General features: G+C 63.1%; 11 protein-coding genes. 7 read left to right on the top strand and 4 right to left on the bottom strand.

Going from position 1 to position 11,361, the window contains the following annotated elements:
* Positions 1 to 270: 270 nt before the first annotated feature.
* The 6 genes from XI05_RS16185 to XI05_RS16160 all read left to right on the top strand — a co-directional run bounded on the left by XI05_RS16185 (position 271) and on the right by XI05_RS16160 (position 6,034).
* Entirely contained in the window at positions 271 to 510 is a 240-nt protein-coding gene (locus XI05_RS16185) for a hypothetical protein (protein ID WP_128916226.1), read from the top strand.
* A 204-nt stretch (positions 511 to 714) separates the two neighbouring features.
* Positions 715 to 3,111, top strand: coding sequence for a TonB-dependent receptor (locus XI05_RS16180; protein WP_271503637.1), 2,397 nt, complete (start codon positions 715 to 717; stop codon positions 3,109 to 3,111).
* A gap of 2 nt (positions 3,112 to 3,113) precedes the next feature.
* Positions 3,114 to 3,803, top strand: coding sequence for a Fe2+-dependent dioxygenase (locus tag XI05_RS16175; protein WP_271503284.1), 690 nt, complete (start codon positions 3,114 to 3,116; stop codon positions 3,801 to 3,803).
* Entirely contained in the window at positions 3,800 to 4,753 is a 954-nt protein-coding gene (gene exbB, locus XI05_RS16170) for a tonB-system energizer ExbB (protein WP_271503282.1), read from the top strand. The genes XI05_RS16175 and exbB overlap by 4 nt, the downstream gene beginning before the upstream one ends.
* 3 nt (positions 4,754 to 4,756) lie before the next feature.
* The gene (gene exbD, locus XI05_RS16165) at positions 4,757 to 5,212 is read left to right on the top strand and encodes a TonB system transport protein ExbD (RefSeq protein WP_025035680.1); all 456 of its coding nucleotides are present in this window, start codon (positions 4,757 to 4,759) and stop codon (positions 5,210 to 5,212) included.
* 9 nt (positions 5,213 to 5,221) lie between these two features.
* Positions 5,222 to 6,034: an energy transducer TonB family protein gene (locus XI05_RS16160; RefSeq protein ID WP_172786314.1), complete on the top strand. Its 813-nt coding sequence runs from the start codon at positions 5,222 to 5,224 to the stop codon at positions 6,032 to 6,034.
* Here the strand turns inward: XI05_RS16160 and XI05_RS16155 are convergent.
* The 3 genes from XI05_RS16155 to XI05_RS16145 all read right to left on the bottom strand — a co-directional run bounded on the left by XI05_RS16155 (position 6,022) and on the right by XI05_RS16145 (position 8,120).
* Positions 6,022 to 6,444, bottom strand: coding sequence for a hypothetical protein (locus XI05_RS16155; protein ID WP_271503634.1), 423 nt, complete (start codon positions 6,442 to 6,444; stop codon positions 6,022 to 6,024). The genes XI05_RS16160 and XI05_RS16155 overlap by 13 nt on opposite strands.
* A 62-nt stretch (positions 6,445 to 6,506) precedes the next feature.
* A complete protein-coding gene (locus tag XI05_RS16150) occupies positions 6,507 to 7,187 on the bottom strand; it encodes a site-2 protease family protein (protein WP_271503276.1) in 681 nt (226 codons plus the stop codon).
* A gap of 66 nt (positions 7,188 to 7,253) precedes the next feature.
* Positions 7,254 to 8,120, bottom strand: a complete 867-nt coding sequence (locus XI05_RS16145) for a LysR family transcriptional regulator (RefSeq protein ID WP_271503273.1) — start codon at positions 8,118 to 8,120, stop codon at positions 7,254 to 7,256.
* 88 nt (positions 8,121 to 8,208) lie between these two features.
* Between XI05_RS16145 and XI05_RS16140 the strand changes: the two genes are divergently transcribed.
* The gene (locus XI05_RS16140; protein ID WP_271503269.1) at positions 8,209 to 9,117 is read left to right on the top strand and encodes a DMT family transporter; all 909 of its coding nucleotides are present in this window, start codon (positions 8,209 to 8,211) and stop codon (positions 9,115 to 9,117) included.
* Positions 9,118 to 9,151: 34 nt separating this feature from the next.
* On the opposite strand, the gene XI05_RS16135 is transcribed toward XI05_RS16140, so the two are convergent.
* Positions 9,152 to 11,179: a hypothetical protein gene (locus XI05_RS16135; protein ID WP_271503266.1), complete on the bottom strand. Its 2,028-nt coding sequence runs from the start codon at positions 11,177 to 11,179 to the stop codon at positions 9,152 to 9,154.
* Positions 11,180 to 11,361 lie beyond the last annotated feature (182 nt).

Below are 11,361 nucleotides of genomic sequence, written 5' to 3'. Positions count from 1 at the left end.
TCAGTTGAGAATCCTAAACAATTGGAAAGCTTTGCACCGTGTAGGCAGCTCGCTGGCGCGGCGGTGTGCAGGGCTGCATTTTCCCGCCGCGAGCGTTCGGCGTGCCATTCTTGCGCAGCACGCGAAGTGGTGTGCTCAGGGCCGATCGGCTTCGCGCCGGGCCGTGGTTCGGATCAACCGCAAGAACGGTTCTAAGTTGCGTCGTGGCCGTTTCGGTTGTCAGGGATTTCGGCATCGTCCATATCGGCGCCGCATCACACGGAGCGAAGCATGGACGAGCTGAACGGCAAGCTGATCGCGTGCCAGATTCTGATCACGGGATTGATCGCGCGTGTCGCCAACGAGCAGCGCGATCCCTTGCGCTTCCTCACCGACTTTCGCGACGAGATCAAAGCCGTCGTCAGCGGCGTCAACATCGCCGGCATGGACAGCACCGATCGCGTGCGCGCCGTTGCGCAGAAGACTGTCGACGAATTGTTCTCGCTGATGAAGCCGCCGAGCAGCGACTGAGAGCGATGCGCGATCGCCGCTGTTTAGAACGAGTCCAGTCTCGTCTTAGAACGATTTCAAACTACAGTTTAGAATCGTTTTGATCTGGACCAATTCAAAGGTTCTCGCGAACGGCTCGCATTGACCCGCTATTTTGCGGCCGATACCAACGGCCCATCGCTCGTTCGAAGTGAATGAGCGAACAGGAAGATGGGGCGTTTGGTAATGGGGCAGGTGGTCGCACCGAAGTCGTTGCGTTCGGTCGTAGCGTTCGATCCGATGGATGAGAGGTCCGCGGGCGTTTCCGGCAAGAAAGTTTCAGCGGTCGCGAGCTTGATCGCGGTGGCGTCGGTGTCGAGCGGCGCGCAGGCGCAGCAGTCGAACCTGCCGCCGGTGACGGTCGATGCTCCGGTCGAGCGTCCGCGTCCGACGGCCTCGAAGCCTTCGCCCGAGCAGGTCCGTGCCCGCAACGCGCTTCGCCGTGCCGCGCAGCGCCAGCCGGTGCAGCAGGCGGCGCCCGCCACGCCGTCCGGCGCTCCCAACAGCAATCCGTACGCGGATCCGGCTGCGCCGTACAAGGTCGATCACGTCCAGGCTTCGGGCAAGTTTCCCGAGAAGATGCTGAACACGCCGAAGACCATTACCGTGCTCAGCAAGGAGGTGCTCGAGGACAAGAACGCCACGACGCTGAAGGAGATCGGGCGCTCGACCGCAGGCGTGACGCTCGGCACGGGCGAGGGCGGCAACGCTTTCGGCGATCGTTTCTTCATCCGCGGCTTCGACGCGCGCAACGACGTCTTCATCGACGGCATCCGCGATCCCGCCGTTTCCATCCGCGAGAACTTCTTCACCGAACAGATCGAGATTCTGCGCGGACCTGCATCCTCCTATGCCGGCCGCGGCACCGCCGGCGGCGCCATCAACATCGTCACCAAGCAGGCCGGCGACGTCAACTTCAAGCGCATCGACAGCGAGTTTGGCACCGACATGACCAAGCGCGTCACGCTCGACGTCAACCAGGTCATCGATACCACCTTCTCGGTGCGCGCCGGCGGCCTGTTCCAGGACGCCAACGTCGCCGGGCGCAACTACGTGACCGACAATCGCTGGGGCAGCTTCATCTCGACCAAGTACACCCCGACCAACGACATCAAGATCACGACGAACTACGTCCATACCGACCTCAGCGGCTATCCCGATTTCGGCGTGCCCTATTACAAGCAGGGCAACGTGCCGGTGACGTCGGCGGGCATTCCGCGTGGCAACTGGTACGGATTCCTCAACCGCGACTTCCAGACCGCGCGGCAGGATTTCGGTACCGGTACCATCGAGTACAAGGTCAACGAGGCGATCACCCTGACCAGCAAGGTGCGCGGCGAGCACTCGCTGCTCAACTACATCGGCACGCTGCCGCAGAACCCGAATACGACCAGCCCCAACCCGCTGCTCTGGACCACGACGGCGAGCGCGCAGAGCCGTTACCAGAACGTCGACGTATGGGCCAACCAGAACGAGGCCACGTTCAAGCTCGACACCGGCGGGGTCAAGCACACGGCGGTGTTCGGCGTCGAATATTCGAACGAGAACATCTCGATCGATCGTTATGCCGGTCTCGCGTCCGAACTGGCCGGTTCGCCCTTCACCAGCACGGGCGCGGTGACGGGTGTCAATCTCTACTCCCCGCAATACACCAACATTCCCTTCGGCATTCCGTCACTCGTCGGCAATCCGACCCGCTACGGCGTCAACACCAGCAGCGTGTATGTCATGGACACCGCGAACTGGCAGGACACGATCATCGTCAACGGCGGTGTGCGCTACGACGGCTACAGCCAGAGCGCATCCAACAATGCGAGCTATGTGAAGCAGAACGCCGATCTGGTGAACTACAATGTCGGTGTGGTCTACAAGCCGATGTCGATCGGCAGCGTCTATGCAGCCTATGCGACTTCGGCCAATCCGTTCGGGTCGGAGCTGGATGCGACCGGCACCGACTACGGCGGTGTTCCTCCCAACTCGACCTTGTTGCTCGGGCCCGAGCGCAACAAGGCGATCGAGGTCGGCACCAAATGGGAGCTTGCGGATCGCCACCTGCTGGTGACCGGTGCGCTGTTCCAGACCAACAAGGACAACGCGCGCGAGACCGTCAACAACCTGCTCACATCGGGTGCAGCCTACAGGATCCAAGGCATCGACATCGAAGCGGAAGGCAAGATCACCGACCGCTGGAGCATCTTCGGCGGCCTGGTGCTGATGCAGTCCAAGGTCACGCAGAGCGGCGTTGCTTCGAATCTCGGGCTGCAACTCGCCAACATCGCGCACCAGTCGTTCAGCATGCTCACCAAGTACAAGTTCGACGGCGGTTGGGAGCTTGGCGGCCAGGCAGTGTATCGCTCCAAGGTCTATGGCGGCACGTTCGCGGCCAACACCAACGAGCTGCCGAGCTATTGGCGTTTCGACGCGTTCGTCGAGAAGAAGATCGACCAGAACTGGAGCATGAAGTTCTACGCGCAGAACCTGACGAACAAGCTCTATTACGACTCGTTCTATCGCAGCAACGTGCCGTTCGTTGCGGTCGCGCCGGGACGGGCGTTCTACGTCGTGACCACAGCGAAGTTCTGATCATGTTGACGTGCTTGCCTGGCGTTCTCAGCAAGGATGATGTGGCGGATTTCCGCCGCATCATGGACGCCAGCGAATGGGAGGACGGCCGCTCCACCGCCGGTGCGCAATCGGCGATGGTCAAGCGCAACGAACAGCTACCACCGGACGGCGAGGTCGCGCGCAAACTCGGCAACCGCATCATCTCGGCGCTGACGTCCAACACGCGCTTCATTGCGGCGGCGATTCCGCTGCAGATCTTCCCGCCGCTGTTCAACCGCTATGCGGCCGACAGCGGCCACCATTTCGGCCTGCACGTCGACAATGCGATCCGCGGCGACCGCCTGACCGGCCTTCGCATCCGCACGGACCTGTCGGTCACGCTGTTCCTCGCCGAGCCGGAGGATTACGACGGTGGCGAACTTGTGATCGAGGACACCTACGGCTCCCATGAAGTCAAGTTGCCAGCCGGGGACTGCGTGCTCTATCCCTCGACCAGCCTCCACCTCGTCACGCCGGTGACCAGGGGAACGCGGGTTGCGTCTTTCTTCTGGCTTCAGAGCATGATACGGGACGATCAAGCCCGGAGCATGATCTTTGACCTCGACACCGCGATACAGGCGCTGGTGGAACGGCTCGGGCGTGACGATCCCGAAACGGTCAAATTGACGGGTATCTATCACAACCTCATTCGCTACTGGGCCGAAGTATGAAGACCATGTCCTTCCAAGCAAGCCTTGCCGCAGCCTTGATGCTGGCGGCCGCCTGGTTCGCGTCCCCCGTTTCTGCCCAGACGCAAAGCCCGCCGGCGACGGCCCAATCGGCGGCTCAGCCGTCCACGGCCGGAACCGTTCCGCCGGCAGCCGCGCCGGCTGCGCCTGCGGCCTCGACGGCTCCCGCCGTTGCCGGCGCCGCCCCCGTGGCCGGCAATCCCGCGAGTGCGAAGCCCGAGGCGGCGGCCATCGCGCCGGCCATGAAGGAATTGTCGCCCTGGGTGATGTTCATGTCGGCGGACGTCATCGTGAAGGCGGTGATGATCGGGCTCGCCTTCGCCTCGCTGATGACCTGGACCGTCTTCATCGCCAAGTCGATAGAGCTGTCGGTCGCCTCCGGCAAGCTGCGTTCGGCGTTGAAGAAGGTCGCGGAGGCGCGCTCGCTCGCCGAGGCGCAGATGGCGCTCGGCACCAAGGAGGGTATCCTGCCGTCGTTCCTGGCGGCGGCGCTGCGCGAGGCGCGGATGTCGGCCGGCCTGTCCAGCGATGCCGGCATCAAGGAGCGCGCGGCGTCCAGCTTTGCCGAGATCGTGCGTGCGGAGCAGCGGCGCATCCGCATCGGCATGGGTGTGCTCGCCACGATCGGCTCGACCTCGCCCTTCGTCGGCCTGTTCGGCACGGTCTGGGGCATCATGAACAGCTTCATCGGCATTTCGAAGTCGCAGACCACGAACCTTGCCGTGGTCGCGCCCGGTATCGCCGAGGCGCTGCTCGCCACCGCGATCGGGCTCGTGGCCGCCATTCCCGCCGTCATCATCTACAACCACTTCTCGCGCGTGACGAAGGGCTATCTCGAGCTCGTCAGCCGCGCCTCGGGCGCGGCAGGGCGGCTGCTCTCGCGCGATCTCGACCGCAGCCACGGCAGCGTGCATTCGCGCGCGGCGGAGTAGACCATGGCCGTTTCGCTCGCAGACAACGACGACGACGACGATTTCTCGGAAACGCATGACATCAACGTCACGCCGTTCATCGACGTCATCCTGGTGCTGCTGATCATCTTCATGGTCGCCGCGCCGCTGTCCACCGTCGACCTGCCGATCGATCTGCCGACGTCGAGTGCGACGCCGCAGAAGAAGCCGGACAAGCCGACCTATCTCAGCATCAAGCCCGACCTGACGCTCGCGATCGGAGAGAACCCTGTTCACCGGGCCGAGTTGATCGGGACCCTCGACGGCCTTTCCGACATGAGCAAGGACAAGTATGTTTTCCTGCGCGCCGATCGCTCGGTGCCATATGGCGAGTTGATGGGTGTGATGGAGCTGTTGCGCTCGGGCGGCTATACGCGGGTGAAGCTGGTCGCGCTGGAAGGCGCGCCGGGGGCGCCTGCGGCAGGCGCCGCTCAGCCTTAAAGGCCAGCCATGTCGGACGAACCGAGACCATCCCGAAAGCTCTGGATCGTGGCGGCGGTCGCCGCGCTCGCGCTCCATCTCGGTGGTGCTGCGCTCGCGCTGGCGCATTTGCGCGCCGACGACGACGGCGATGGCCTTGGTGCGGCCGGGGCGGAGTTCGCGGTCGAGATGGCTTCGCCCAAGGTGCCCGATACCGATCTGCCGCCTGGGCCTGACAGCGAAGCGATGCAGGAGCAGCAGGCGCTTCCCGAGCAGAAGGCCGAGACCAAGGAGACGGAGCTTCCGAAGGACCAGTCGCAGGAGGTCGAGGATCCTGATCGCGTCGTGACCGAGAACAACACGAAGAAGCCAACGGAAGACGATCCGAAGATTCAGGCGGTCGAAACGCCCGCGGCCGAGGCATCGCCGAAGTCGGTAGCAAGTGCGCGGCAGACGCTCGACGAGGACGCGCGCGAAGCCGAGAAGGCCCTGGCACCGGTCCTGGGGCTTGGCAAGGACATCCTGAAGATCACGGCCGACTGGAACCGCAAGATCAGCGCGCATCTCGCGGCTCACAAGGTCAATCCGGAGGGCAAGCAGCCCAATAACCAGAAGGTCAAGGTGAGCTTTGCGATCAACCGGAAAGGCAACGTGCTGTCGGTCGAAGTCGCGGAATCGTCGGGAGATGCAGCCTACGATGCTGCGGCGCTGTCAATCGTCCGCAAGTCCGATCCGATCCCGCAGCCGCCTGCCGGACTGACCGACGACCGGTTCGAACGGACCGTGGACATCATTTTCACGCCGCCGGATGCGAAGAAGAAAAAGACGGCTCAGCGCCAGTAGAGCCGGATCCCGACATAGACCACGACCAGGCAGGCGAAGATCAGCGCCACGGGGAGGGGCCGTTTCTGGGCTCCGCTGACTGCGCCTGCCCCGAAGAAGCCAGCGCTCTTCGGCTTCGGCGCCGGGCGCCGGAAGGCGGTAACATTGTCCGCTGCCGGCTTGGCTTGGCGGGGACGGACGTCGGGCGGGGTTCCAGCACCGCCCATTTCGACGTAATAGGCCTTGTAGATCGCACCGATCGTGGCCTCGGTCGCTTCGCCCTCGCTCATCTGCGCCAGCAGGTTTTGATAGCTCGCCAGGAACTCCTGGGCCTCCGGAGGCAGCGCGGACGCCCCGTTGAGCTTGGCCATCATCTTCCAGGTGGCGAAATCGGCGCGGGCCCGGGTGTCGGCGCGTCGCGCGATCAGCATATCGGCAGCTTTGACCAAGTCGGCCTCTGGCCCTTCGGCATGGGTTCGGATGTCAGGTTCAACTACGCGTTGCCGGTCAGGAAGAGAACAGCCTGAATCACATAACCGGTCAACGTTCGCAGTATTGCTGAAATAACATCAAGATTTAGACCGAACTGCGAGCCCGCGAGCGGCAGCAGGATCAAGAGCCCGATCAGGATCAGCATACCGAACGGCTCGAGTCGGGCCAGCGGCAAGGCGAGCGCCCGCGGCAACAAGCCGACCGCGACGCGGCCGCCGTCCAGCGGCGGGATCGGCATCATGTTGAAGACCGCCAGGATCGCGTTGATGATGAGCGCATTCTTCAGATTGTCGGCAACCCACTTTGCCGAGCTTGCGGGCACCAGGGGCAGGGCGTGGAAGGCGACGGCCGCCGCGAGCGCCAGCAGGATGTTTGTGACGGGCCCGGCCAACGCCACCCAGACCATGTCGAGCCTGGGGTTGTTGAGCTTGCGAAAGTTCACCGGCACCGGCTTGGCATAGCCAAACAGGAACGGCGAATGCGCGAACAGCAGCATCGCCGGCAGGATCAGGGTGCCGAACGGGTCGATATGCCTCAGCGGGTTGAAGCTGACGCGGCCGAGTTGCGAGGCCGTGTTGTCCCCGAGCCGGTCCGCGACGAAGGCGTGCGCAGCCTCGTGGAAGGTGATGGCGAACACCAGGGGCAGCACCCACACCGAAAGGTCATAAAAGGAAATGTTCACGGCTCGTCTATCCAGGTTTGCTCGCGGCTTTGCAGCCGTCCAGCTAAACCGGTCGGCAGCAACGCGTCAGGGCAGGATATGGGACGCCGATTGCGAAATCCCAAGCTGTAAATGATCCGCCAGCAGGCCGCCCGCACGCGACAGATTGCGTGCGCGGTGGAGGCGGATGTCCGCTCCCGGCAGCGGCGGCAGGCCGTCCGACAGAATACGCAGGCGGGGCGGCAGGGTGCGGGCTTTTACGACCGTAATCGCAAGCCCCTGCGCCGCGATCGCTTCCACCGCCGCAAGCGTGCGGCTGACAAAGGCGAGACGCCAGGGCAGGCCGGCGGCATCGAGGGCGTCCGCGGCCCATTGTCGGAACAGGCAGCCATGCGGATAGAGCGCGACGGGTAGTGTGTCGTGCGGCCGGACCGAATATGACGTCGCGGCGGCCCAGACCGCCTGCTCGCGCCGCAACAGTTCGCCATCGCCATGTCCTTCCGGGTGCATGGCGATGACCAGATCATAGGCCTCACCGAGCCGGGCCGGCATCGTTGCCGTCAGCCCGGTCTCGATTTCGACCCGGATCTCCGGATGGCTCTTGGCGAATTGCGCCAGCAATGGCGGAATGACGATGGTACCGTAGTCGTCCATCACGCCGAGGCGGACCACCGCTTCGCGCTTACGCGCGCGGAGTGCATTGACAGCCTCTGCATTGAGGTCGAGCAGCCGCTTTGCATAGACGAGAAGTTCATTGCCCGGTGCGGTCAATGCGACGCCGGCCCGGGTGCGTTGAAACAGTCTTGTGCCGAGCCGTTCTTCCAGGCGCCTGATCTGGACGCTGACCGCCGATTGGGTCCGGTTGAGCGTCGTGGCGGCGCGCGTGAAGGAGCGATGCTCGGCGACGGCGGCAAACGCCTTCAGCAGATCAGGATCGAGCACGGGTGAGCTCATGACAAAAGCTTATCCTGGCATCACGGAAATTCCATTCCCTGTTTCGGCGCGCCTCCTATGCTGCTTGCGAAATATCAAGGGAGGGATCGTGGGCGAGATTCTTGGCGTTCTGGCCGCGGTGCTGTCGAGCGCGCTGGGCGGGACTTCGATCGGCGCCACGCGCTACCTCGTGAACAGCCTCGATCCGATGGCGATCGGCTCGTTCCGGTTCGGCATCGGCTTTCTCTTGCTGCTGCCGCTGACTCTGCTGCGCGGCGATCGATGGCCGGGACGAGGGGATTGGGCTGCAGCAATCGGACTGGGCATGCTGTTCTTCGCGCTGTTCCCGATCCTGTTCAACGCGTCGCTGATCTGCACGACCGCCGCGCGCGGCGCGCTCGCGCTGTCGACGCTGCCGCTCCTGTCGCTGGTGATCGGGGCCGCGTTCGGCGCCGAAGCCCTGACGTGGCGAAAATCGGTCGGTGTCGCGATTGCAACCTTGGGCGTTGCGGTCGCGCTGCTCTCCGACCTGACCTCGGCGCCGTCAGGCGCCTGGCGCGGCGATCTTCTGATGATGGCGGCTGCGCTGTGCATGGCGCTCTACGGCATCTGGTCGAAGCCGCTGATCCGGCGCTCCAGCCCGATCGCCTTCACCACGATGAGCATGGCTGCGGGCGCGATCTGCCTGATCCTGCTCTCGTATGTCCGCGGCAGCTTTGCGCCCGTCGCAGGCTTCGGCACGCCGCAATGGCTGGCGGCCCTCTATCTCGGTGCCTTAGGCGCGGCGCTGACTTTCTATCTCTGGGCCTTTGCGCTGGAGCGCACGACGCCCACGCGGGTTGCGATTTCGGTGACCGTGAATCCGATCACCGCGTCGTTCGTTGGCGCCTGGCTGCTGCACGAGCCGCTGCGCTGGAATCTAGCGGCCGGCATCGTCGCGGTATTTGCCGGGATCTGGATCGCGACGACGAACGGGCGCACTCAACCGGCAAGCGCGCCTGCGTCAGATCAGGCCTGACGTCACGTCGGGATCGGATGCCTCGATGCCCCGTTCACGTCTTCCTGCGGTAGAGAATGAAGCCGGCTGATTCTTCGGTGCGTTCAAACTCTGACGATAGGATTTGCTCCGTTATCGTCTTGAGCCAGTCATACTCGTATGTTGCGCCGCGCTCCAAAATGAAGTGATCGGACCCGGCAAAGCTGCGAGTGACATGTTCGGGGCTGAACGTATCCCGGAACGGAAGAAAGTAGCTCTTGGGCGCTCTGCCGGCGGTTGCAAGAACGAGCCAATCACGGTCCGACAGCAACAACAGGCGACCGTGGGGCGGCACGGCCTTGTTGATCAAGTCGAAGTCGCTGCGATCGAGGTGCAAGTTGACCTTTCCCGCTCCGCGTCCCAACTTCAGGCTGGCGATGCTCGGATACTGCAGATAGGACGGCAGCCCGATCGTCACGTTCTGTTGACGATCCCTCGCATTGAAGAGCACGGCGAACGAGAGCACGGCCGTTGCCGCCAGCGAAACGGCAGGGATGGTTTGCGACGTCTGGCGGCCGAGGACTGCGCGGAATGCCGCCCGGCACCACCACGCGCCAATGGCAAGAAAGGCGAAGGCGTTTTGCTGCCACACCGCATCAAGCGACCGATTCATCCATTTGGCCATGAAGACCAGCGCGACGATCGAGAGGACGAGAAGATAGGCCCGTTCGATCGAGCGAGATCTTGCCCAAGTTGCGGCAACGCTGATAGCCGTGCCGATAGCCATCGCCGGAAAGATCAACTGATAGAACGTCCCGAAGCCGGGCTCCCAGTTCATCGGCACGCCGACCCAGTTCGAGACGCTGTGCAGGGCGATCGGCGCAAGCAGGACGCGCAGGAAGTCCATCGTGAGAACGGCAGGACCGTAGGCCGCGCCGAACAACGCGAGCAAGATCACGGCAGACAGCCCGGTGAATGCCGCGACCTCCCAGGGCCAGCGTCTTTCGAGGATCCGCGCCGACAACACCGCGCACCCCACGAGCCAGGTATAGATCCCGGTCTCGGTGTTCCAGAATATCGAGATCGCGCAGACGGCGGATAGCGCCGCCAACGACCAACCCGAAGGCTGGACCATGAGGTGCGCGAGGATGCCCGTGGCGATGAACACGAACATGTACCTGATGGCCAGAGCGGATGGTCCGGAGAATCCTTCGGCCTCGCCGAACTGGCACAGTGCAAGAAATACCGCCGTCAGCACGAAGGGTAGCGCCCTGCTCTGGAAGAACTCGCGCAGCACCCAATAGGCCGACAGGTGATAGATTGCGATGCAGGTGGCAACGAAACCGACGTAACGCAAATATAGAACGTTCGGGTCGGGGGGCAGGAGCATTCCGAACAAATGGGACGGTCCGTATCCATAGAAGGACAGGAAGTCCCGGCCCGGCACCAGGCCATCGCTAAATTGATAGAGGGCCGGTCCGACGAGGAACGATACCGCGTGAGGATTGGTTGCAGCCTGGCCGGCCAAACGTTGTACGCTCAAGGGCAGTGTCAGGGCCAGCAGTGCCGCGATCAGCGCAGCGTCGATCCGCTCAAATTCAAAAAAGGTGATCGGCCTGAGTTCTGGCGCACCCTCGATGCTTCCGTGGGGCCGGATTTGCTTCACGAAGGGTACGAAGATCGCCAAGACCGCGACGGTCAACGCCACAATGTGAAGTTCTTGCTGGAATGCGTCGCGGAGGAATGTCTCCAGGGACAGGACCATCGCCAGCATCGAGACGTAAAACAGAACGAGCGACCGCCCTTCGAACGGTCTCCGGAGCCTGAGTGCCGCGAAGGCCAAGACAGCGCCGAACACATAGAACAGCAGATAGAAGATCTTCTCGGCACGCTTGATTGCCGCATCGCCCGTGACATGTGCCTCGATGACGGGAAAGTCCTGCGCGAGATTTACGCCCAGGCGCAACTTGGTGGCGTTCAAGATCAGATAGGCAACGATACCGGCCGCAACAGCGCCGATGCATGCCCCCCACATCGCGAAACTCTGAAACCGCCAAAGTCCAAGTTCTGATTCTGTTATCGGCTTAATGAGACGCAACAGCATTCCCCGCAGGCTATCCGGAAGGAACGTAAGGCAAACGAAATCTGCTGGCTAGCCGCGCAAGGCGGAAAACCGGTCATCCATGGATCGAGGCGTCACGCGACGACGCAACAGAGCTGTCCTAGAGCATGATGTATTTACACGGAAACATAGCCTGAGTTTTTGAAGTAGTTGGTGCACTCCGC

The organism is Bradyrhizobium sp. CCBAU 11357 (genome assembly GCF_028128865.1).
GTDB lineage: Bacteria > Pseudomonadota > Alphaproteobacteria > Rhizobiales > Xanthobacteraceae > Bradyrhizobium.
This window is presented reverse-complemented; position numbering and strand designations above follow the sequence as displayed.